The organism is Paenibacillus sp. FSL H3-0469 (assembly GCF_038051945.1).
GTDB lineage: Bacteria > Bacillota > Bacilli > Paenibacillales > Paenibacillaceae > Paenibacillus_AQ.
Window position 1 is genome coordinate 2,621,725 of sequence record NZ_CP150302.1, and the last position, 22,276, is coordinate 2,644,000.

Sequence of the window (22,276 nt, forward strand, 5' to 3'; positions counted from 1 at the left end):
CCTTTTTTATATTCTTGATTGATACATTCGTACATTTTATCAAAAAAACGGCTGAAAACATAGGCATCTTTATCACCGCATTCTGCCCCATGGGCGCAAGCAAAAACGGAGCAACCTCGGCAGCCAGGGCCAAAGTTACTCCGTTTCAGCGGCGCATCTATATAAACGACGGAGGGAGCAGCTCTAGAAACTGTCCCGGCCGCCGGTCATACCGATGATACTCGCAAAGCTTGTAATTCATGTCCTCTTGCCTTAGCATATTCCGCAGGCTAGAAGAAGGTGCCGGTTATTTATCGGACGTTGCCGCGTCCGGGGTGATAGCCGGGCTGGGTACCGATGAAGCAGAAGCCGCCGGAGAAGCGGTTGGCGCTGGAGAGACGGCAGGCGCCTGAGAAGCAGACGGAGCAGGTGTTGCCCCCTCTGCCGGAACCGTATATACATTCGTCGTCTGCGTACCGTCCTCAAGCTGTAGCACATAAGTGAACTGGGTGCCGTCTTCCGACCACACACCGGAGACCCAGTTCCCCTCCAAAGGAAGCGAAGCCAATGTTGTGCGTTGTTGCTCTTCTCCCTCTGCGGTTAAGCTGTAGATTACCACATGCTGGCCAGTCAGCTCAGCCATATGCTGCCCGTCTGGCGAAGTCCACGAGGACTCTGCAAGCATCAGCGACATGGCTGCCTCTGTAGGGGCTGGAGTCGGTGCCGTCCGTACATCCGCCGCAGCCGGATTGTCGTCCACCGCACTCTGTTGTGTCGGTGTACTCGATTTCATGCTCTGGGTATCTGCTGACCCGCTATCCGCTTTCTTGGTGCTCTTGGGGCGGTCCGCCGGAGGCGCAGTAGCGGTGCGCTTGCTGGGCGGAGCTTCGCTTACCGCAGGCTCCGTGCCTGTATCCGAACCGCCGCCAGCTGCGGCCGGCTGATCAGCACCCTCACTGGGAGCAGGCGGTGCAGATTTCAAATTAACGTCCGCAGTTTCACCCGGCGCGGTCTGGTCCGTCTTTCGAAGCTCACTGCTGCCGCCGCTGTTATTCTGTCCATCCGCCTGCGGGGCGTCCGCACTGCTCTCCGTACTCATGCTGGAGTTCGCCGCTCCGCCGCTCATTAACTGGGATGACATATCCATATCTGCACCCGGCAGGCTCTTCGGCATATTGAATACGGCGATGAGCAGAATCACAGCTGCCGCCGCAGCGCCAATGCCTGTCCGCGCTGCCAGTGAAGGACCCTTGGGCTTCTTGCCCCGGTTATTTGAACGGGAGAAGGGAATAACCTTCGGATCTTCCGGCTCCATTACAGCAGGCTCTTCCGGGACACCACGGTCCAGTTGTTCAAGCTGAGGCAGGATAGAGTCAACCAGACTGAAGGGGGGCTTCACATCGGGAAGCTGCTCCAGCTGCTGGGAGAGCAGCGTCAGCCGGTCCAAGACTTCCGCGCAGGAAGGACAATCGTCGATATGACGGAACATTTCAAGCATTTCTTCCTGACTGAGATCATGATCTAAATAGCGGTGCATCCATTCCATCACCTCCGCGCACTTCATCCTGACACACCACCTTTCTGATACTCCTGAAGTCTATTCTGCAGCTGCTGCCGCGCCCGGAACAGGTACGATTTCACCGTGTTCAGAGGCAGATCCAGACAGTCTGCAATCTCGTTGTAAGAAAAATCCTGTAAATAGCGGAGCACGATTACCGTCCGGTGATGCTCCGGAAGCTGGTCGATGGCCTCACGGATATCCTCCGCCAGATAACCCGACATCACTTCGCGCTCTACGTTATGTTTTTTATCCTGAAACACCATTTCGTGTTCATCGATAGAAACGGTAGGCTTCGTTCTCCGGAATTTGTCTATACATATGTTGGTTACTATTCGCTGAACCCATGTTTTGAACTGCGCCTTCTCCTCATAGGAGCCGATCTTGGTGTACACCCGGATCAACGCTTCCTGGGAGGCATCCAGAGCATCCTGTTCATTATGCAGAATGTAGAAGGCCGTCTTATATACATGCCCTTCAATTTCTCGCAATAGGGTGATTAGAGCGTCGCGATCGCCCGCTTGAGCGGCTCTGATGAGTCCCTGCTCCACCACGAAGGTTCCCCCTCTCTATGCAATCTTACTGACGCGCAAGACTGCGAATTTGTTGCAAGCCTGTAATGATTATTTTATAGTCCGCAATCCCTACTAAGCATACAAGGGATGCTGCAATCATTCAAATACTCTTTTTAATGTATATAATGTAGTTGCGCACACCAGAAGCACCGCATAGTTCTCCCTGGAAGCATCATCAAGCACATATACTTCTCCCTGCTCAAAAAGTTGCGGATGATTATAGTTACGATACAGCTTATAAAGCGCTCCCGCCGTTACCCTGCAGCCGTGGACTGCGGTCCGGATCTCCACGTAATCGGCTTCTTCCACTACCAGTGTCGGGTACAGCTTGCTGCGAAGATCGTCGCCAGTCATGGCATCACCTTTCAGGTATACTTCTTAATGTCCGCAGGCGCTTAGGGCACTCTGCCTCTATTATAAGTATTGCCCGAAGCAGCAGCAATTCCATCATATAGGCTTATCTACGTTCAACAAAAAAATGCCCTGCCCCTAGAGGCAAGACATTTCTGTTGTACATGTATGACCGGAGGCCCGTTCTGCGCAAACGGCTCACCCTGAATCCAAGTTTACCGGCCTTGAATCTCCTTGAACTTCGCAACATACTGTGCAGCCAGCTCTGTGATCTGGTCATAACGGCCTTCCTTGGCCGGTGCGGTCAGGTTGCCGCCGATGCCGACAGCGATGCAGCCGTTCTTGATCCATTTCTCCATATTGTTCAGATCCACGCCGCCGGTTGGCATAATGTTCACATGCGGCATCGGCCCCTTAACCGCCTTGACATAGTCCGGTCCGAACGCACTGCCCGGGAAGAGCTTCAGCACATCCACGCCCAGCTTCAGGGCTTCCTTCATCTCATTCAGCGTCATGCAGCCCGGCATATAAGGAATGCCGTACAGATTACACATCTTGGCCGTATCCTCTTCAAAAGAAGGACTAACCACAAATTCCGAACCCGCCAGAATAGCAATTCTTGCCGTCAGCGGGTCTAGCACGGTACCGGCACCAATCACGGCGCGGCCCCCGTATTCTTCCACCAAGCGTTTGATCGCTACTTCGGCTCCCGGCGTCGTGAAGGTAACTTCGATATTATTCAGCCCGCCCTCGATACAAGCCACCGACATGGCATAAGCATCATCGGCATTATCCGCACGGATAACGGCTACTACTCCAACAGAGGTGATATTCTGCAATACTTTGATTTTCTTCATGGGGGTTACTTCCTCTCTGGTTATATTCCACTTAAGAATATTTATTTAGATAAACTAATTTATCTATTTTACTAACATCAGGCTTTATCCTTCTTAGAAAATAGTAATAACATTGCCGCCAACAGTCAATATATATTTATTTAGGAAGCGGCAACATTCCTTCAAGAATCGAAGAAAATCCTTATATATCAAGGACAAACGAATTCACCCGCCTGCTTTCTGTACAAAATAAGACCGCAGAATGAGCATTGCTATATTGTACAAAACCGTTTTATGTGATAATTTCAACTTATATTCTATCCCAAACCATAAACTAGGATCTAATTATACCCCTGCTATGCTTCCGAAGCGAGTTTTGCGAAGAAGAAGCAAGGAGTGTATGCTATCAAAACTTTTAGGAGGAACTATTCATGAATAAACAGCTGGATGCAGTCACCTTCGGGGAGCCGATGGCCATGTTCTACGCCAATGAGGCCGGCCCCCTGCATGAGGTCACTTCCTTCTCCAAGGCGCTGGCAGGTGCGGAGAGTAATGTAGCCACCGGATTATCACGCCTGGAGCATCTGACCGGTTATGTGACCAAGCTCGGCGAAGACAACTTCGGCCAGTTCATCACCTCGGCGCTGAATAAGGAGAAGATCGATACCGCGAGCATCACAACGACCAAGGAATTCTCCACGGGCATGCTGATCAAATCCAAGGTACTGACCGGAGATCCTAAGGTCGAATATTTCCGCAAAAATTCCGCCGCCTCCAAGCTGAGCCTCGCCGACTTTAATGAAGATTATTTCGCTTCCGCAGGCCATCTGCATGTGACCAGCATCTCTTCCGCACTCTCGGCTTCGTGTCACGAGTTCTCGCTGCATGCCATGGAGTTCATGAAGCAGCGCGGCAAGACTGTATCGCTCGATCCGAATCTGCGTCCGACCTTGTGGCCTGACACTGAAACTATGGTTGGTACGATCAACGACCTGGCTACCCGCTGCGACTGGTTCCTGCCCGGACACGGAGAAGGCAAGATCCTCACCGGTCTTGAGACTCCGGAGGAGATTGCCGGGTATTATCTGGAGCGCGGCGTATCCCTTGTAGTGATCAAGCTCGGTCCTGAGGGCGCTTACTACAAGACCTCCACAGGTGAAGAGGGCTATGTGGACGGCTTCAAGGTCGAGCAGGTTGTTGATACGGTCGGTGCCGGAGACGGCTTCGCGGTTGGGGTGATCAGCGCCATGCTGGAGAAGCTCAGCGTAGCGGAAGCCGTGAAGCGCGGCAATGCGATTGGCGCACTCGCCGTGATGTCGCCTGGCGATATGGACGGACTGCCCACCCGCGACGCGCTGGAAGCCTTCATGAGCACGGGCGTTAAGAAATAAACAGGCTCTCCGCAGGGACGTGACTGTAACAGAAACTGCAACTGCAAAAAGGTGTCCCGCAAGCCGGTCGGCTTGGGACACCTTTTTGCGGACCATCAGAGATAATCAAACCGCTTCCATTCTATTTGAACTGGAACCAGGTTAAATTTGCAACTGTGGTTGAATCTGACTTCACAAAAGTAACATATACCGTATGGTTTCCTACAGCTGTGCCGGCAGTAAGCGGGATATTCTTGAGGGACCATGTCTGCCATCCGCCTGTGCTTTCTGCTGTCCAAGAACCCAGCATAGTGCCCGTTGGACTGTCCAAGTGGAATTCAATCCTTCCGCCGGAATTAGCGGATGCAACCTTCAAATCAATGCTTGTTTTAGCTGTACTGCCAAAGTCTACATTTTTAAATGCGATATAGTCGCCATTACTGCCTCCACCCACATCAATCCCGCCATCAGTGCTTGACTCATAGGAAATAACACCTGAACTAAGGTTATAGCCTTCCGCTTCGAATTTCAATGTGTTGAATTTAGGATCTGCAGCATAGCTGTTCGTATCTGTTATTTTCAAATCTGCCAAATTATTCACCGCAGCTCCGCCGACGCGAACATTGTTTAAGGTAACTCCGGATACAGTAGAGGTGTCACTCCAACCCTTCATGATGGAAACTTCACCCAAAGCGCGTAAATTGATATTATTATAGACCACATTTTTGATCGGACCTGTTTTGGCCGAAAGATCAAACCATCTGGAGTGAACACCGGATCTTGGCCAAAAGCCTTCTACATCTATATTGTCAAATACGATGTTTTGTGCCGCTGGAGTTCCATACAGATGACCTACCGCTAAAGCACGCCAGCACCGGTATACAAAAGAGTTTTTAACAACGATGCCATCCTGAAGCTGTTTCACTCCATCTCCAACCTTGAATGCCCCGCATCTGCTCCAGGCCAAAGCATCATCCACAACTACATTGGACTGGTTCTCAGGAGTTCCCGGCCAGTTTGCAGCGATATCCGTAGTGGCTACATCCCAGGTCTTAAAGGAATAGGTGTCGTCCTCCGATACGGCTACAGTGTGCTTTATGAGTACATTCTGGCTCTCTTGAATATCGATTGCATCATTTTCATAATCAAGCTCATTGTTGTTGAAGTGCTTGGTATTCTGGAAGGTTACGTTATTAGATCTGGTAACGATTGTAGCCCAGCCGCCGCTGTCTCTTAGGGTTATGCCGTCAACCGTGAAGTTGCTGCACTGCAGGGGTACAAGAATATTGTTCAAATAATTGTTTGTATTTCTCATATAATGGCCATTGCCGTCAATCGTTCCCCTGCCGTATATCTTGATATTGTTTGCATTGGTTTCGGTATAAATAAACCAGGTTCCATCCTTATTCAGAGAATTCTTATGGAAATGGGTAGTGTAATCGCTTGGATTTCCTGAACCCCGTATAACCGAACCCCCCTCCAGATAAACCGAAACATTGCTTTTTAGAACAATATTTCCGCTCTTGTACACACCAGCTGGAACGTATACGATACCACCGCCTGCTGCGTTAGCAGCATTGATGGCGTTTTGTATGGCAGTTGTAGCCAAAGTGGCACCGGTACTGTCAGCACCGTACTGGGTTTTAACATTGTATATTCCTGTACCGGATGAGGCCGGAACATTGGTTTCAAGCGCATCTGCCGCAATCACCAGATCTTTCAGATTATTGATTTTGACGATAAGATAGGTTGGTGCTGAAAGGGTAAATGTAAGTGTATTTCCGCTCTTGGTTGCAGTGATTCCCAGAGCTTTGGGAGAAATATTATAGGTATTGATGGGCTCGCTTGCTGTTATTGTGATTGTAGTCGTACCTGAAAAAGAGAAATTACAATAATTATAGTTTACAAATACCGCCGAAGTGTCGATTACCGGTATATTGGTAGAGTCTGCTGTTACCGTGTATTGACTGGTCGTGGTATAGACCGACGGTAACGGATAGCTTACAATCGTACCCGCCGCGCTTGCTGTCAAAGGAAAGACTGGTAACAGGTTGGCCATACAAAAAATCAATAATGCACTCAATAATTTGAACCTTTTCAACATCATTAAACACCTCTTTCATATTTTTTTAGCAAACACCAGGTCATCAATGAATCGTGATTTCACCAGTGATGCTTTATTACTCTTTTCATAAAATCGACATCTATCAGCTCTCAGCCAGCTTCCAACCTTATTGATTCCCCGGCTCCAGACAGAGCCTGAGCAGATCGTCCACATGGGCCGTTGCCAGACATTCCACCGTATCCGCAGAGCCGTAATAGATCTTGACCTCGCCGTCATCCTCCAGAATCATCCCGCCCGGGAAAATCACATGATTGCGGAAGCCCCCGCCAATCTCATAGTCTGTCTCCGGTGCCAGCAGCGGTTGCTTACTCATGCCGATCACCTTGCGGGGGTTCTCCAGATCCAGCAGCATAATTCCCGCGGTATAGCGCTTCTTCCAGCTATCCTCCCAGCCGTGCTTGCCTCTGGCCGGGTCCACATCTACCGCATGGAAGGTGGTCAGCCAGCCTTTGTCCGTCCGGACCGGAGGTGCAGCCGGACCGACCTTGTCGTTGGCAAACGGCACCTGTTCAACGGCGAGCAGCAGGCTGGAGTTGCCCCAATGCTTGAGGTCCGGCGACTCGGAGATCCAGGCGTCGAAGCGGTCCCGGCCGCCGCGGCTGTACACCGTGAAGGGACGCTCCAGCCGGACATATTTGCCGCCGATCAGCTCGGGAAACAGCACCATATTGCGCAGGTCCGGTGTAGACAGGCTAAGCACCTCGAAGTGTTCCAGATCATCGGTAACGGCGATCCCGCCGCGGATGCCATGGCGCGTATCCACGGCAAAACACATATAACAGCGGCCGCCGATCACGGTCAGGCGCGGGTCGTAGGCGCGGATAGTCTCTTCGTCATGCATTTTGAACACCGGCTTCGGGCCGGCGGTCCAGCTCAGCCCGTCATCACTGTAGGCAATGCCGAGATCCGTGGTGTGATGCGGCGCAAGGCTCTGATCGGCCAGTGAGCCGTAATCATTGCGGAAGATCATCACATATTTGCCGTTGAACTTCGTTACACCGGCATTGAATACCAGTGCGGTGGGGTAAGGAACCTTCGCTGCATCCAGCACCGGATTGCCCGGATACCGCCGGATGAACGGGGCGGATTGCAGAATCGCCGGAACGTGTTGAGTCATGGGGTGTACCTCCTTGAATGATAAATATGGAATATGGGTTGCGCAGGACCGGACCGCTATCCCTTCAGGGAACCGGCCGTCATCTGCATGAAGGATTTGTTGGCGAACAGATAGGCCACGAGAATCGGCAGAATGGATAAGCAGGCGCCCGCCATCATATAGTGGGTCTGGGAAGCGGCTGAAATCCCGTACTTCAGGTTCGCCAGTCCGACAGTCAGCGTCTGCAGCTCCGGCTTCGTCATCGTGAACACGAGCGGCAGCAGATATTCATTCCACGCGCCGCGGAAGGTGAACAGGGCACCTACGCCGAGTCCGGGTCCGAGCAGCGGCAATATGATCCGCCAGAAGGTCCGGCCGGGAGAGCAGCCGTCTATTAGCGCCGCCTCGTCCAGCTCGCGGGGAATCCCCTTCATGAAGCTTGTGAGAATGAAGAAGATCGAAGCATGGGCGGAGATCAGAATCAGGATAACCCCCCACAGGCTGCTGTGCAGATGAAGCTTGACCATCAGATCGAACTGCGGACGCAGCACGACCGCCCCTACAGCTACGAACATGGTGAAGGACTGCATTCCGACATACCATTTTTTGCCGGCAAAATCCATCCGGTCCACCACATAAGCCGCCATGGATGATACCAGCAGCGTGCCGACCACCGCCGCCAGGGAGACAATCAGGCTGTTCAGGGTATACCTGGAGAAATTGGCCTGCGCCCAGGCTTCGGCATAGTTCGAGAAGTGCCAGCTCTCCGGCAGGAAGGTCGCACCCGCAGTAAGCTCGGCATTCGTCTTGAAGGAGCCCAGGATGGTGATCACAACCGGAATCAGGGTGATAAAAGCAAACGACAGCAAAAATATCCACAGGATTGTTTTGCCCAGTATGGTTCTTAGTCTCATAATAGCCTCTCTCCTCAATCGGTCTGATTCATGCGTCTGGATGCGTAGAAATAAACGAGTGATATCATCCCTACAATGACCGCAGACACAAAGGCAACCGCACTGCCGTATCCGAACTCCTGGACCTGGACCGCCGCGCTGCCCCCGCCGACAGGGAAAAATAATTTGTACAAATACAGGAACATGACCTCCGTCTTGCCTACAGGACCGCCTTCGGTCAGAACCATGATGCTCTCGTAGCCCTTCAGGGCTGTAATGATCGCCAGCATAATAACCATCTGCATGACAGGCCCCAGCATCGGCAGGGTGATATAGCGGAACTGCTGGATTTTCCCTGCCCCGTCCAGGGAAGAGGCCTCATACACATCCTCGGGAATATTCTGCAAACCGGCGAGAAAGAGCAGCATATAATTGCCGACCGCCCCCCAGGCCGCAACCAGAATGACGGTGAGCATGGCATATTTCGGCCCCAGCCAATCCACACCGGAATCCGAGAGGCCCGAGCGGATCAGGAACTGGTTCAGAATCCCGTTATATGAGTTGAAAATCGTGAAGAAGACTACAGCCATTACGGCGGTACTGATGACGGTCGGCATGAAGAAAATCCCCCGCAGCAGCTGTCTGCCCCGCAGCCCCCGGTTCAATATGGCTGCCAGCAGCAGGGCTAGCGGAATAGTGATCAGCAGCTTGCCGCCTGCATAGACAAATGTATTCACCACTGAATCCCAGAACTGGGTGTCCTTCAGGATGCGGCTGAAATTGGCCAATCCGGTAAACCGGGCCGTTCCGAACCCTTTGTAATCATAGAACATATAGCGGAACGCCCAGGCAATCGGGTAAATTCCGAGGACCAACGTGAGCAAGGCACTTGGAAAGATAAAGCTATATGAAAATAAGGCATGTTTCGTTTTGTTCATCTGGTTTCTTCCGGCTCCTCTCCCTTGCGGCCAGAGCAGGGGGGATGGGAAAGCTGCTTCCCCATCCCCCGTTATCCTAGCCTGTATCTCTATCCCTAACCTTCCGTCTATTTGGCGAACTTGCCGCCCAGAGCAGCGGGATCGAAGCCAGCATCCGGCTCGGCCTTCACGCCGTCATTCGCAATCACACTGTCCAGTGCAGTATTATAACGCTTGTTCAGATCAGCGATAATCGCCTTCAAATCGCCGCCGTTCAGCATATATTTGAAGAAGGCGTCATCCGATTTCATTCCTTCCGGTGCTACAGACGGATAGACCGGCCACACTCCATCGTTCTTATTCGGCAGGAAGCCTTCAATGCCGTTCACATCCGGTGTCTTGGCTGCTGCGCTAATAGATGGAACCATGGAGATGCCGAAGCCTTTTTCCTGATAATCCGTCAGCACCTGATCGCCGTACATGAACTCCATGAACTTCCAGGCTGCTTCTTTGTGCTCTGATTTCGAGCTGAGCGCCAGCCACTGGCCCCCGAGGAAGCCGGAAGCACCCTTCACATTGCCGTCGATGGTAGGAACCGGAGCTGCCGCCCAGTCAATCTTGGCCGGGAATTGATTCTTATAGACGCCCGGCTCTGAGGAGTAGGACATATACATTCCGATCTTGCCTTCGGCAAACTGTGCCCGCAGCGGATCAATATCCAGCGATTCTACACCCGGCAGCATGCTGCCGTCGTCCTTGATCTGCTTAAAGGCATTGATGATCGGCTCGAAACCGCTGAAGTCGTAGCGGGCCGTCTTGAAATCATACCCGAAGCCGCCATAGCCGCTCATCTCTGCAATCACCCGTGCCGAACGCGCGAACGCACTGCCGGGGCTCTTGAAGTTAAGGGCGAAGCCGTAAGCGCCGTCCGCTTTGCCGGCTGCTGTCAATTTCTTGGCTGTATCCACCAGCTCCTGCAGGGTAACCGGCGGCTGCTCAATGCCCGCTTTGGCGAACAGATCCTTGTTGTACACCAGACGCATCGTCGTTCCATAGTTCGGCAGACTGTAACGCTTGCCGTCGAATTCGTTCAGATCCGGCATGGCCGGGAATTTCTCCTTCAGCTCATCGTTTAGGAACTCGTCAATCGGAGCGAGAAAGCCTTTTTTGTAGAAAGTCTGGATGGTATTCTCCTTCACCCGGATCACATCCGGTGCATCGGAGGTCTGGAAGGACAGATCAAGCGCAGTATCGAAGTCATCGCCCTTGACGACCAGTTCCACCTCAATCCCGTCCTTATTAGATGCGTTGAACTCGGCCACCTTCTCCTTCACGAAATCCGCATCGTGGCGGTCGCCTGTCCAGTAGCTGATTTTAGTTTTTTCCCCCGAACCAGCTTTCGCCCCGTCTCCTGTGCCTTCAGCTGCATTGCCGCCGCCACTGTTACCGTTGCCGCAGGCTGCTAAGCCAAGTGCCAGGACCAAACTCAGAGATGTCATTAGCGTACGCTTCATCATTGGTAGTTCCCCCTTATATATCCCTTCTGTATTCGCTTACAAATTGATTATAGACGGATTGGCGCATCGGGATAAGGCGGGTAAGCCCACATTAAGGGCAGATATTTGCAGGAGTTCTATACAGATAAGGGAGGTAATCTCCGCCCTGCGGAAATCCCTCCCTGCTGATTTCTATTCTTTTCCAAGATAATGCAATTTGAACTCGGACGGGGTCATGCCGGTATATTTCTTGAACACCTCGCTGAAATAGCGCCTGTGCTCATACCCGAGATCCTGGGCAATCTCCTGAACCTGCCGGCCGCTAATCAGCATCGCCTTCGCCTTCTCCATCTTCTCATGCATCACATACTGCTGGAACGAAATCCCCTGCACCTTCTTGAACAGATTGGAGAAATATCCCTGGCTAAGGTTAATCTGCTTCGCCATCTGCTCCAGCGACAGCCCCGTATCCAGATGACTATGAATATATTCGACGGCCTGGCGGATAATCCGCGTGGACTCCAGGGAACGGGCCTCCGTAACTAGTGTACAAGCCTCCCGGCACAGCCAGGACAGCAGCTCCCGGATATCCTGCAGGGAAGGATGCACCTGATTCTTCATGGCGGCAATTCTGAGTTCCAGCGGCTCCACCTGCCCGTAAGGGAACTGCTCCAGCAGGACCCGGCAGATCCTGGAGCTCAGCTCATAGCCGACACTCTCAACATAACGCGGATCAGGCAAAAGCCCGCTGTCCAGCAGCTCCGAGAACAACTGGTCCAGCACCTGCAGGCCTTTGGCAGAATTGCCGGAACGCAGGGCAAACAGCAGCTCCTGCTCGGCGGCGGCGGAATAGCTGTGGAGCGAGAGCGGTTTATTCTCGATATTGCTATAATGATAGACCCCGTTGCCCCCGGTATAGAAATGATACCCCAGCGCGCTAAGCGCCTGTCTGTACGCTGTACCCAGCTCCTGAATCGCCGCCTTGCCGAGGCCCACGCCAATTGAAAGGGTATGACGCGAGAAGCGGCTTACATTCATGCAGCAGGCCTCCGTAATCAGCGCGGCGGTCTCCGGGTTCGAGCCGTTCATGATGCAGATGTACCGGTCTGTCGCCTCCCGGATAATAACGCCGCGGGTCAGGGCGGAAATCGTCTCTTCGAGAATATTGTGCAGGCTGAACCTTAGCAGCTCGACCTCCTGCACAGGCTGGCCGCTCAGCTTCTCCGCGAAATGATCAATCTCGGCGACAAACACGAAGAAATCATGCTGGTCCAGCGGGATATCAAGGTAGGCCCAGCGGGAACGGGCATCCGCCTCTGTCGTCTGGTGGTGCAGCAGGAAGGTGAGATATTCCTGGCGGAGGATGGGCAGACTTTCTCTGATTTTGGCCTCCATCGCAGTAAGTCTGGCGGTCTCCTGACGCTCCTCCCGGCACAGCTCCCTGGCCTTCAGCACTGCATTCACAATCTCCTCCAGGGAAAAGGGCTTCTTCACAAAATCAAGCGCCCCCAGCCGGATGGCCTCCTGGGCATAAGAGAACTCCGAGTAGGCGCTGAGAATAATAATCTTACAGTCCGGCAGCACCTCCAGAATCGCCCGGGTCATCTGCAGGCCGTCCATTCTTGGCATCCGGATATCCGTCAGCACAATGTCCGGCCGGGTCTCGCGGATGAGCTGCAGTCCCGCTTCACCGTCAAGCGCCGTCCCGGTGATCTCAATACCGTGCTCCTGCCACGGCGGCTTGCGCGAGACCATGTCCACCACACTTTTAATATCGTCGATTACACATAATTTGAATCTTTCCGGCTCCATGCCTCATCGCTCCTCCCCTAACGGAATCCACAGATCCGTCCGTGATCCCTTACTTGGCTCACCGCTGACGTCCATACGGGCTTCGGCCCCGTAATACAAGGCCAGCCGGTGCCTGATGTTGAACAGGGCATAGCCTTTTCTGGACTGCGGGGCTATGTCCATCCCCTGCTTGACCTGTGCAGCATCAAGCCCCCGTCCGTTGTCGGTAATGCAAATATGCAGCAGCCCCTGCTCCCGGCTGACCGTGATGTCTATCCTGCCTCCTATTGTCCGGTCGCTGAATCCATGCTGAATGCTGTTCTCCACCACCGGCTGCAGGATAATCTTCGGCAGCAGGCAGGACAGCAGGGCTTCGTCCTCTACCGTCACCGTGTATTCAAACAGTCCTTCATAGCATTTCTGTTGAATGGCGAAATACTCCCGCATGTGGGACAGTTCATCCTCAAGTGTAATCAGATCCTTGCCTCCGCTGAGCCCGATCTGGAACATCTGCGATAAGGACAGGATCATCTCATTCACATCGTCATTCTCGCCCATGACCGATTTGCAATAGATGGTATTGAGCGTATTGTACAGAAAGTGCGGCTCCATCTGCGCCGTAAGGGCACGGATCTCTGCATGCCGCTTGCCCTCCTCCTTGGTCTTCACATCCGCAATCAGCGTCTTAATCTCCGACATCATCCGGTTGAACTGAAAGCCGACCTGGGCCACCTCGTCCTCATAACGGCTCTCATACACCACACTGAGCTGGTTCTCTTCGACTCTGCGCATCAGCCGCCGCAGCTTGAACAGCGGCTTCAGCAGCACAGATGTCAGCTGATTGGAGATCAGCCAGGTGGCCAGCAGGAAAACAACGATGACATAGAGAGTGATGCGCTGCACCCGCTGCAGCTTGCCCAGCAGCTGGTCCCGTGACTGCATACCGGAGATGATCCAGTCGGGTGATGAGGCTGAGCCTGTATAATTAACCAGATATTCCTTGCCGCCGTAGCTGTAATAGTGATCCTGCGGATCGGCTGCTGTCCCGGCTTCGGGAAGCACCGGCTTCCATGGGAACCTGCCCCGGAACGGCCAGCGGGATTCCACCACCGCCTCTCCTTCCCTGCTCACCAGATAATAATTCCTCCCTGCTTGTTCTCCGCCTGTATTCAGCAGCTCATCTATCCGGCCCTCCCTGATATTGACCACAATAAATACATTGCTGATCGGCGTGTAAGGGTATTCATAAATTCCCCGGACTACGAAGGAAACCACCCGCTGGCTGCCCGTGAACAACCGGTCATAATGTCCTTTGGCCCAGTAGCCGCCCGGCTGCTCCTTGCTCAGATCATATAATTCCGAACCGTAGAACGAGTTGTCCTGCGCCCGGATCTGCGTAGTGGAATAGAAATCGCCAATCGGGGTAACGATCAGCACATTCTCAATGATCGGCTGATTGAACGTTGCCTGGGAGAGCACATATTGCAGATCCGACAGATGCACATAATAATTCGACACATCATGGCTGAACACATCGAGCATCATCTTGCGGTACGCATCGCTCAGCATCAGGGACTGCACGGACAGCGCCACATCATTCAGGCGGGAATCCAGCAATTGTGCCGTCTTGCTTACCGTCTCCCGGCTGCCGGCGTAGGCATTGTCCTCGATCTCCTGCGCAGCAATCCAGTACGAGAAGGTACCCATTGCACCGATGGACAGCGTGATCAGCACGATGAACGAGAACAGAATCCTCTGCTTAATGGATATCCGGTAATACCTGCCGGCGATCTGCCGCCAGAGCTTGCGGCCATAGGCTGTCAATGTATTCATAGCTTTCCTTTCTGAAGCATGTACCGTATACCTCCCTTTAGTTGTCCGTTCTTGTCACTTGTACCATACGGCTGCTACGGCCCGGCGTCAAGATAACTTGCTCGTTAGATAGCAGAAGTTAAGTCCAGAAAGGGGAAATCAAAAAACCGCTAAAATCCTTGTATAATCAAGGTTTTTAGCGGTTTCCCGGTCTTTTCCAATCCCGTAAGGGTTCCCGGCATCCGGGCAAAATAAAGCCTTATGGGGACGTTCATACCGCCTGTTGCTATTCCGGCTTAGCCGGAGGCTGCACCGAATCGCCTTGCTGCAAGGAAGGCGGGAATCTGTAGGTGATGGGGATCGCGCCGTCCGTGTCGTTGATCAAAGAGAGCATGATCTTCGCTGCCTGCATCCCCATCTCGTAGGCGGGCTGGCGGATCGTAGTAATATCGGGATTATAGATCCGGGCGAATTCTGCATCGTCAATGCCGATCACTGACAATTGGCTGGGGATGGAGATAGCGTTGCGGTTCGCATATTTAAGAATCTCGCCCAGCACCAGATCATTGGCGGCAAGCAGCGCGGTCGGCGGCTGGGGCAGCTGTAACAACTCATCCATTGCGGAAGCGATATCTTCGCGCGACACACTACGCATATACGAATCTAGCAGCGGCAGACCTGCTTCCTCCATCGCTTTTTTGTAACCGCTCATCCGCTCTTTGCGCGGGGTAATCGCATGTACGCCAAGCGGCAGGGATAGAATTGCAATCGCTTCATGGCCTTGGGTGGTCAGCTCCCGGATAGCAGTCTTCACCGCCATTTCATTATCCAGCAGCAGGCTCTGGGTCGTAATGCCGTCAACCAGCCGGTCCATGAAGACCAGCGGATATTCTGCTTCAATTAATCGGGTGTAAGGCGCAGGCTGATCTCCCGCCGGGAAAATAATCAGGCCATCCACCTGACGGGCAACCAGCGTCTCTACATAGGTATTCTCCTTGTCCGCATTCTCATCCGAGTTGCAGATAATCACCTGGATGCCGTGGCGCTGCAGCTCATTCTCAATCGCCCGGATGCACTGAATGGACAGTGAATAATCTATATTGGCTACAATAATGCCAACCATATGCGTGCGGTTCTGCTTGAGGCTGCGGGCAAGCCCGTTGGGCTGGTAGTTCAGCTCATCGATAACCTCGGCAATGCGGTTTTTGGTCGCCTCACTCATATACTTGAACCGTTTATTCAAAAATTGCGAGACTGTGCTTTTCGATACGCCCGCTTTCTGGGCCACATCCTCAATAGTCAGCTTCTTCATTGATCCCGCTCCACTCTTCGATATCGCACTCCAGAAGTAAACATTAACCAAGTTTACTTAGAGAGATTATCAAAAAGTATAGCTTTTTTTTAGTAAATTATCTATAAGATCAGATTGAAAATACGAAATAAGTGGATACGGCCTCTAAGGCGTGAGACAAATATACTAAATGACTGGGCTCCACGATGGTACCGGACTGTGATGCGCTTATTTCCTCGAAAAGCAGCATTATAACAGGCTTGTGGACTCCAGTGCGCTTATTCACCGTTACTCACCCGATTAAGACGCATTCGTAGTACAATAAGGGCCTTCCAGTCCGTAAGCGGGGTCAAATGTGCCAAATCGAGAATATAAAGGCTTCACAGTCCGCAAGGGACATAGATAACAGGCAAATTGGAAGACTCCCTGTCTTCAGAGGAATTGCTCCATTGACCGTCTGAGCATATCATGATTAGCATACTATTCCAGCACTCATCCTGCTCCTGTACTCTGAGTTGCTCAATTTCCTACTGTAGAGGCATCAATTTTCTCACCATGTTCCTCATACCACCAGTCGTAGTACCACTGATTGCCCGTCTTTATATCAACCTGTGTACTCCGCTGCTCTCCGTTAACTTCGTAATGGACAATGGTCACAAGATCTTTAGAATCAAGGGTAAGCGCTCCATAATGGAGCTTGGAGGGTTTTTCAACATTTTCTGTAGTGATTTCGCCCGAAAGTACCTGAGCACTGCCAGTTGCAATATCATACAACTTATTATGCTGTGTATAACCACCTTTTCCATCATCTGTATAATAAACAACCAAAAACTCTGCTTTTTCGGGATTAATGGCCATAAATGATTTATAGACTTGATACGCTTCATCTGAGATTAGTAGCTCTCGAGGAACAGAAATCTTCCCCTCTCCTGCTTGTCTGATATCCATCACATACAGCTTGGCCCCTGACCTTTTGGCATTCTCTCCAATAGTATAGCTGCTGCTGGAAAATAAAAGATAATCTCCCGCTCCAAATAAACTTCCCAGTGACAAATATGACTGTGCGCCTCCAGCGTATAAAGGAAAGACATACAACCGCTGTGCTGAATCCTTAGATAGCTCTGCATGCCCTTTTGGAGTCAGATAGAGAGTATACGGCTCTGTATTGTGTGTGTATTTAGGCTTGAGATAGTCAACCACAGGCGGCGGAGGTGACCAGACAATTCCAGCAGAGGTCTCAACAGCCATCGCAGCAGCCTTATTGCGGTCTAGTGGAAGAGGCATATAGTACTTAAGACCGCCTAATTCAAACTCTGCCGATATCTCGTACAGGCCCAGTCCTTGCTGAGTAGCCGAAGGAGACGCCGACGGCTGCACCACAGCCGCTCCCGAGCCAGGCTTAAAGACCGCTGCCAGCCTCCCTGCCGGATCAAGCCCGGCCCCTGGGCCAAACGGCCAGACCAGCGCGCCAAGCAGCAGGATAGCTGTCAGTCCGCCGAAGGCAGCCATACGGCTGAAGCGGCGGCGGCTTGTATGATTAGAGGATTCATGGGCAGCCTCTTCAATCCGCGCCATAAGTTGTGGCGTGAATCCCGGTTCTACAAGCGGAATCCGTCCGGCTTGCTTATACCAGTCCTTCTCCCCGCTCATCACCTTCACTTGCTCATGCTCTTGTCTTGTCTTCACTGGTCTTCCTCCTTCATCGCTGCTCTCACTTTCATTCTGGCCCGTCCGAGCCTGGATTTGACCGTCCCCTGCGCGATTCCAAGCAGCGCGGACAGCTCAGCGACTGACAGATCCTGCTGAATGTCCAGCACCAGCACCTCCCGGTACTTGTCCGGCAGCTCCATAATGATCTCCCAGATGCGGTTCGCGTACTGATTGCCGATAGCCTCTTGTTCTGCGGACAAGACGCCCCCTTTATCCTGATGGCTGCCCAGCGGAACGAACCTCCGCCAGAAGCTGCTCTTCCTTAAGCTGAACGCGGTGTTGCGGGTAATGGTGAGCAGCCAGGTTTTCAGAGTGGACTGCCCCCGGTACTTGCCGATGCTCTTGTAGGCCTTGAGGAATACCTCCTGGCTGATATCATTCGCCTGCTCCCGGCTGCGGGTTAAGAAAAAAGCATAATTCCATACATCCTGCCCGTAGGTCTCCATCATCTCGCGCAGCGATACCGATGAGGCACAGGTCATGCTATACGTTAGTTCTTTACTCTGCATGTTCTCTCCCCTCTCACCTAATAAGACTCCTGCCGACCGATATGGTTCCCTGTTATTGAAAATATTGGGGCACGCATCTGCTCAATTAGCCCCTGTTAGCTGAAATCAAGTGTACAAAATACAACAGATCTGATCCCCCAAAAAATTGGAGCAGCGTCTAATGTACGAAGTGCCATCAAAACTCCATCCGCCGACGGCAGAGCGCTTTCAAATTTTATAGCCGCCTCCCCTTCTCCAAATGCCCCATTCGGACCATTCCACAGCCCCGCAAATTGCTTAAAAAAAATACTAATTAATTATAAGAGAATAGAATGCAGGCGGGGCGTGGGATTGGCGATTTGGAGAGGCATTTTGGGCGGCTGTGAGGGCTTGTTCACCGCTTGACTTTTCAATATATGGTATATAAAATGATTAAGCATTACTAAATATAGTGTATATAAGAGCTAAGCCCATAAATCTAGTAAATCCGCTATTCTTTATTTGTCAAGTAGAATGGGCTACATGTTATAGGAGGTTAGGAGCCATGTTGATTGCTTACGATTCCAAGACCGGCAACGTTAGAAGATTCATTAATAAACTGAAGCTTCCGGCAGTTCAAATCGAAGAGCATATGACGATCGACGAGCCTTACGTGCTTGTTACATACACCACCGGATTTGGACAGATTCCAGAGAAGGTATCAACATTCCTTGAACGAAACCATTCCAGGCTGAAGGGCATCGCCGCGAGCGGCAACAAAAACTGGGGTGAGCTATACGCGCACAGCGCAGATCTGATTGCACAGCGTTACAACGTACCGGTGGTCGGCAAGTTTGAATTGTCGGGAACATTTGGTGATGTACAACGCATAAAACAGGAGGTGGACCGGGTTGCGGCATATTGAACTGAACAACATGTTGATGAAGAGAGACGAAAGCGGCTTTTTCCAATTGGATAAGGACCAGGAGGCGGTAGCTGAGTTCATGCGGGATGTGGAGCGGCGCAGCCTGACCTTCACGGATACCAAAGCCAAGATTGATTATATGATTGCCAATGATTACTACGAGGACCTGTACGACCGTTACTCCGCTGCTGAGATGGAGGATGTCTACCGGATCGCCCATGACTATAATTTCCGCTTCCCTTCCTATATGGCGGCTTCCAAGTTCTATACCGACTATGCCGTCAAAACCAATGACCGTAAGCAGTACCTGGAGCATTATCCGGACCGCGTAGCGGTAGTGGCTCTGCATTTGGGCCGGGGCAACGTGGAGACCGCCCGCACACTGGCCCGCTCGATGATGGAACAGCGCCTGCAGCCGGCGACACCAACCTTCCTCAATGCCGGTAAAAGCCGCCGCGGCGAGATGGTCTCCTGCTTCCTGCTGGAAATGGATGACTCGCTCAATTCGATCAACTATGTGCTGAATACCTGCATGCAGCTGTCAAAAATCGGGGGCGGCGTTGCCGTCAATCTGTCCAAGCTGCGCTCGCGCGGTGAGACGATTAAGGGTGTTGAGGATGCGGCCAAAGGCATCATGCCTGTCCTGAAGCTCATGGAAGACGGCTTCTCCTATGCGGACCAGATGGGCCAGCGTAAGGGTTCGGGCGCGGCTTATTATAATATTTTTGGCTGGGATGTACTGGAGTTCCTGGACAGCAAAAAGATTAACGCCGACGAACGGACACGCCTGAAGACGTTGTCTATCGGTCTGATCGTGCCTAACCGCTTCTACAAGCTCGCACAGGATAATCAGCCGCTGCATGTGTTCGCTCCTTACACGGTCTATCAGGCGTATGGTACGCACCTGGATGACATGGATCTGGACGTCATGTATGATACTCTGCTTGCCGATCCGCGCGTGAAGAAAAGAATCGCCATGAGCGCACGCGACATGCTGACCAAGATCGCCATGATCCAGCTTGAATCGGGCTATCCCTATATTATGAACAAGAGCAATGCCAACGCTGCTCATGCCCTGCGGGGTGTGGGTCAGATCAAGATGTCTAACCTGTGTACCGAGATTTTTCAATTGCAGGAGACTTCGGAGATTAATGACTACGGACAGCAGGACGAGATCCGCCGCGATATCAGCTGCAACCTGGCTTCCCTGAACATCGTGAACGTGATGGAGCACGGTAAGATCCGTGAATCCGTACATGAGGGCATGCTGGCACTGACGGCTGTCAGCGATATGACAACGGTATCCAACGCTCCAGGCGTGGCTAAGGCGAACAAGGAAATGCACTCCGTGGGTCTGGGCGTAATGAACCTGCATGGTTATTTTGCCAAGAATAAAGTCGCTTATGAGAGTGAGCAGGCCCGTGATTTCGCACGCACCTTCTTCATGACGATGAACTATCATTCGATTGAGAAAAGCATGGAGATTGCCGCCGAGACCGGCGAGACGTTCTATGGCTTCGAGCAGTCCGACTACGCCAGCGGCGTATATTTTGACCGTTATCTGACTACAGACTACCGTCCGGTTACGGCAAAAGCGCAGGAGCTGTTCGAGGGAATCTACATTCCTACTACAGAGGATTGGAAAGAGCTGCGTGACAAGGTGATGAAGCACGGCCTGTACCATGCTTACCGTCTGGCAATTGCGCCGACTGCGAGCATCTCCTATATCCAGAATGCTACCTCCAGCGTTATGCCGATTGTAGAGCAAATCGAGACCCGCACATACGCCAACTCGACCACCTACTATCCGATGCCTTACCTGCGTCCGGACAATGTGTTCTATTATAAATCCGCCTACCAGATGGACCAGTTCAAGGTCATTGATCTGATTGCGGAGATTCAGCCTCATATCGACCAGGGTATTTCAACAGTTCTGCATGTGAACAGTGATGTCACCACCCGTGAGCTGGCCCGTTCTTACCTGTATGCGGCGCACAAAGGGCTGAAATCCCTGTACTACACCCGGACCAACAAATTGTCTGTCGAGGAATGCCTGGCCTGCTCCATCTAAGAGGGGCACAGGTACAGAAAGGGAGAAGATACGATTATGAGCGCAATCCAAGCGGTGAACTGGAACCGTCCCGACGACGATTTCTCGCTGATGTTCTGGAACCAGAATATTATGCAGTTCTGGACCGATGATGAAATACCACTATCCGATGACAAAATGTCCTGGCTCACGTTGAGTGAGATTGAAAAGGACTCCTATATGAAGGTGCTGGGCGGACTGACCCTGCTGGATACGATTCAAGGCGGCGTAGGCATGCCGCAGATTATGGAGCATGTGGACGGCTTGCAGCGCAAGGCGGTCCTCGGCTTCATGGGCATGATGGAGCAGATTCATGCGAAGTCGTACAGCAGCATTTTCACCACACTGGCTTCAACGGAGGAGATTGACGGGATTTTCCGCTGGGTGGAGGACAATACGTTCCTGCAGTTCAAGGCGGAGACGATCTCGGAGTATTATCAAAAGATTGAGACGAAGAAAGACCTCTATCTGGCGATGTCCGCCTCGGTCCTGCTGGAGAGCTACCTGTTCTACAGCGGCTTCTTCTACCCGCTCTATCTGGCCGGACAGGGCAAAATGACCTGCAGCGGCGAGATCATCGACCTGATCCTGCGCGATGAGAGCATCCACGGCGTCTATGTCGGGGTGCTGGCGCAGGAGATTTTCGAGGAGCTGTCCGAAGAAGACCAGAGCGATGTCTACGAGACCCTGGTCGGCCTGCTCCGTCTGCTCCACGCGAACGAGGAGCAATACACCGAGCAGATCTACGCCCCGATTGGCCTGGTGGACGAAGTGAAGACCTTCCTGCGCTACAACGCCAACAAGGCGATGATGAACCTCGGCCATGATCCGCTGTTCGATGAGGAAGAGATCAACCCGATCGTGCAGAACGGAATCAGCACCCACACGAAGCAGCATGACTTCTTCTCGAAGAAGGGGAATGGTTATGTGCGGGCGATGAATGTGGAGCCTTTGCGGGATGAGGATTTTAATTTTTGAGATAAGCTGAATCGAAG

18 protein-coding genes are annotated in these 22,276 nt (G+C 52.3%); 4 read left to right on the top strand and 14 right to left on the bottom strand.

Annotated features, from left to right (window positions below; genetic code table 11):
• Positions 1 to 286: 286 nt before the first annotated feature.
• The 4 genes from NSS83_RS11395 to NSS83_RS11410 form a co-directional block, all read right to left on the bottom strand.
• Positions 287 to 1,543 carry a zf-HC2 domain-containing protein gene (locus tag NSS83_RS11395; protein ID WP_341184393.1) on the bottom strand — a complete coding sequence of 419 codons (1,257 nt, stop codon included), beginning with the start codon at positions 1,541 to 1,543 and terminating at the stop codon, positions 287 to 289.
• The gene (locus tag NSS83_RS11400; RefSeq protein ID WP_036690462.1) at positions 1,540 to 2,091 is read right to left on the bottom strand and encodes a sigma-70 family RNA polymerase sigma factor; all 552 of its coding nucleotides are present in this window, start codon (positions 2,089 to 2,091) and stop codon (positions 1,540 to 1,542) included. The genes NSS83_RS11395 and NSS83_RS11400 overlap by 4 nt, the downstream gene beginning before the upstream one ends.
• A 117-nt stretch (positions 2,092 to 2,208) precedes the next feature.
• Positions 2,209 to 2,466 carry a hypothetical protein gene (locus tag NSS83_RS11405; RefSeq protein ID WP_340752222.1) on the bottom strand — a complete coding sequence of 86 codons (258 nt, stop codon included), beginning with the start codon at positions 2,464 to 2,466 and terminating at the stop codon, positions 2,209 to 2,211.
• A gap of 212 nt (positions 2,467 to 2,678) precedes the next feature.
• Positions 2,679 to 3,320 (bottom strand): bifunctional 2-keto-4-hydroxyglutarate aldolase/2-keto-3-deoxy-6-phosphogluconate aldolase, encoded by a 642-nt coding sequence (locus NSS83_RS11410; RefSeq protein ID WP_340752221.1) that lies wholly within the window; start codon positions 3,318 to 3,320, stop codon positions 2,679 to 2,681.
• Between the two features lie 410 nt (positions 3,321 to 3,730).
• On the opposite strand from NSS83_RS11410, the gene NSS83_RS11415 reads away from it, so the two are divergent.
• Positions 3,731 to 4,690 carry a sugar kinase gene (locus tag NSS83_RS11415; protein WP_341184391.1) on the top strand — a complete coding sequence of 320 codons (960 nt, stop codon included), beginning with the start codon at positions 3,731 to 3,733 and terminating at the stop codon, positions 4,688 to 4,690.
• A gap of 121 nt (positions 4,691 to 4,811) precedes the next feature.
• Here the strand turns inward: NSS83_RS11415 and NSS83_RS11420 are convergent, their stop codons facing one another.
• The 10 genes from NSS83_RS11420 to NSS83_RS11465 form a co-directional block, all read right to left on the bottom strand.
• Complete coding sequence (locus NSS83_RS11420) at positions 4,812 to 6,776, bottom strand: carbohydrate-binding protein (RefSeq protein WP_341348273.1); 1,965 nt, start codon at positions 6,774 to 6,776, stop codon at positions 4,812 to 4,814.
• A 124-nt stretch (positions 6,777 to 6,900) separates the two neighbouring features.
• A complete protein-coding gene (locus NSS83_RS11425; protein ID WP_341348274.1) occupies positions 6,901 to 7,911 on the bottom strand; it encodes a glycoside hydrolase family 130 protein in 1,011 nt (336 codons plus the stop codon).
• A gap of 56 nt (positions 7,912 to 7,967) precedes the next feature.
• Positions 7,968 to 8,804, bottom strand: coding sequence for a carbohydrate ABC transporter permease (locus NSS83_RS11430; protein ID WP_341184388.1), 837 nt, complete (start codon positions 8,802 to 8,804; stop codon positions 7,968 to 7,970).
• Positions 8,805 to 8,818: 14 nt separating this feature from the next.
• Positions 8,819 to 9,721, bottom strand: a complete 903-nt coding sequence (locus tag NSS83_RS11435) for a sugar ABC transporter permease (protein ID WP_341184387.1) — start codon at positions 9,719 to 9,721, stop codon at positions 8,819 to 8,821.
• Positions 9,722 to 9,828: 107 nt separating this feature from the next.
• On the bottom strand, positions 9,829 to 11,217 hold the full coding sequence (locus NSS83_RS11440) for a sugar ABC transporter substrate-binding protein (protein ID WP_341184386.1): 1,389 nt from the start codon (positions 11,215 to 11,217) through the stop codon (positions 9,829 to 9,831).
• Between the two features lie 171 nt (positions 11,218 to 11,388).
• Positions 11,389 to 13,008: a response regulator gene (locus NSS83_RS11445; RefSeq protein WP_341184385.1), complete on the bottom strand. Its 1,620-nt coding sequence runs from the start codon at positions 13,006 to 13,008 to the stop codon at positions 11,389 to 11,391.
• A gap of 3 nt (positions 13,009 to 13,011) precedes the next feature.
• Entirely contained in the window at positions 13,012 to 14,820 is a 1,809-nt protein-coding gene (locus NSS83_RS11450) for a sensor histidine kinase (protein ID WP_341184384.1), read from the bottom strand.
• Between the two features lie 265 nt (positions 14,821 to 15,085).
• The gene (locus tag NSS83_RS11455; protein WP_341184383.1) at positions 15,086 to 16,111 is read right to left on the bottom strand and encodes a LacI family DNA-binding transcriptional regulator; all 1,026 of its coding nucleotides are present in this window, start codon (positions 16,109 to 16,111) and stop codon (positions 15,086 to 15,088) included.
• Between the two features lie 498 nt (positions 16,112 to 16,609).
• Positions 16,610 to 17,776, bottom strand: coding sequence for a hypothetical protein (locus NSS83_RS11460; protein ID WP_341348275.1), 1,167 nt, complete (start codon positions 17,774 to 17,776; stop codon positions 16,610 to 16,612).
• Complete coding sequence (locus NSS83_RS11465; RefSeq protein ID WP_341348276.1) at positions 17,773 to 18,309, bottom strand: sigma-70 family RNA polymerase sigma factor; 537 nt, start codon at positions 18,307 to 18,309, stop codon at positions 17,773 to 17,775. The genes NSS83_RS11460 and NSS83_RS11465 overlap by 4 nt, the downstream gene beginning before the upstream one ends.
• 523 nt (positions 18,310 to 18,832) lie before the next feature.
• Between NSS83_RS11465 and nrdI the strand changes: the two genes are divergently transcribed.
• Genes nrdI through nrdF form a run of 3 tightly spaced genes read left to right on the top strand, consistent with a single transcriptional unit; the run spans position 18,833 to position 22,259 of the window.
• Positions 18,833 to 19,192 (top strand): class Ib ribonucleoside-diphosphate reductase assembly flavoprotein NrdI, encoded by a 360-nt coding sequence (nrdI, locus tag NSS83_RS11470; RefSeq protein WP_036732265.1) that lies wholly within the window; start codon positions 18,833 to 18,835, stop codon positions 19,190 to 19,192.
• On the top strand, positions 19,179 to 21,263 hold the full coding sequence (gene nrdE / locus NSS83_RS11475; protein WP_341184381.1) for a class 1b ribonucleoside-diphosphate reductase subunit alpha: 2,085 nt from the start codon (positions 19,179 to 19,181) through the stop codon (positions 21,261 to 21,263). Before nrdI ends, nrdE begins: the two co-directional genes overlap by 14 nt.
• A gap of 36 nt (positions 21,264 to 21,299) precedes the next feature.
• Positions 21,300 to 22,259 carry a class 1b ribonucleoside-diphosphate reductase subunit beta gene (nrdF, locus tag NSS83_RS11480; protein ID WP_341184380.1) on the top strand — a complete coding sequence of 320 codons (960 nt, stop codon included), beginning with the start codon at positions 21,300 to 21,302 and terminating at the stop codon, positions 22,257 to 22,259.
• Positions 22,260 to 22,276 lie beyond the last annotated feature (17 nt).

Coding starts and splice junctions, on each gene's coding strand:
- NSS83_RS11450 (WP_341184384.1), bottom strand. CDS start 14,820: ATGAATACATTGACAGCCTATGGCCGCAAGCTCTGGCGGCAGATCGCC.
- NSS83_RS11455 (WP_341184383.1), bottom strand. CDS start 16,111: ATGAAGAAGCTGACTATTGAGGATGTGGCCCAGAAAGCGGGCGTATCG.
- NSS83_RS11405 (WP_340752222.1), bottom strand. CDS start 2,466: ATGACTGGCGACGATCTTCGCAGCAAGCTGTACCCGACACTGGTAGTG.
- NSS83_RS11445 (WP_341184385.1), bottom strand. CDS start 13,008: ATGGAGCCGGAAAGATTCAAATTATGTGTAATCGACGATATTAAAAGT.
- NSS83_RS11440 (WP_341184386.1), bottom strand. CDS start 11,217: ATGATGAAGCGTACGCTAATGACATCTCTGAGTTTGGTCCTGGCACTT.
- NSS83_RS11395 (WP_341184393.1), bottom strand. CDS start 1,543: ATGAAGTGCGCGGAGGTGATGGAATGGATGCACCGCTATTTAGATCAT.
- NSS83_RS11425 (WP_341348274.1), bottom strand. CDS start 7,911: ATGACTCAACACGTTCCGGCGATTCTGCAATCCGCCCCGTTCATCCGG.
- NSS83_RS11465 (WP_341348276.1), bottom strand. CDS start 18,309: ATGCAGAGTAAAGAACTAACGTATAGCATGACCTGTGCCTCATCGGTA.
- NSS83_RS11415 (WP_341184391.1), top strand. CDS start 3,731: ATGAATAAACAGCTGGATGCAGTCACCTTCGGGGAGCCGATGGCCATG.
- nrdI (WP_036732265.1), top strand. CDS start 18,833: ATGTTGATTGCTTACGATTCCAAGACCGGCAACGTTAGAAGATTCATT.
- NSS83_RS11430 (WP_341184388.1), bottom strand. CDS start 8,804: ATGAGACTAAGAACCATACTGGGCAAAACAATCCTGTGGATATTTTTG.
- NSS83_RS11435 (WP_341184387.1), bottom strand. CDS start 9,721: ATGAACAAAACGAAACATGCCTTATTTTCATATAGCTTTATCTTTCCA.
- NSS83_RS11420 (WP_341348273.1), bottom strand. CDS start 6,776: ATGATGTTGAAAAGGTTCAAATTATTGAGTGCATTATTGATTTTTTGT.
- NSS83_RS11410 (WP_340752221.1), bottom strand. CDS start 3,320: ATGAAGAAAATCAAAGTATTGCAGAATATCACCTCTGTTGGAGTAGTA.
- nrdF (WP_341184380.1), top strand. CDS start 21,300: ATGAGCGCAATCCAAGCGGTGAACTGGAACCGTCCCGACGACGATTTC.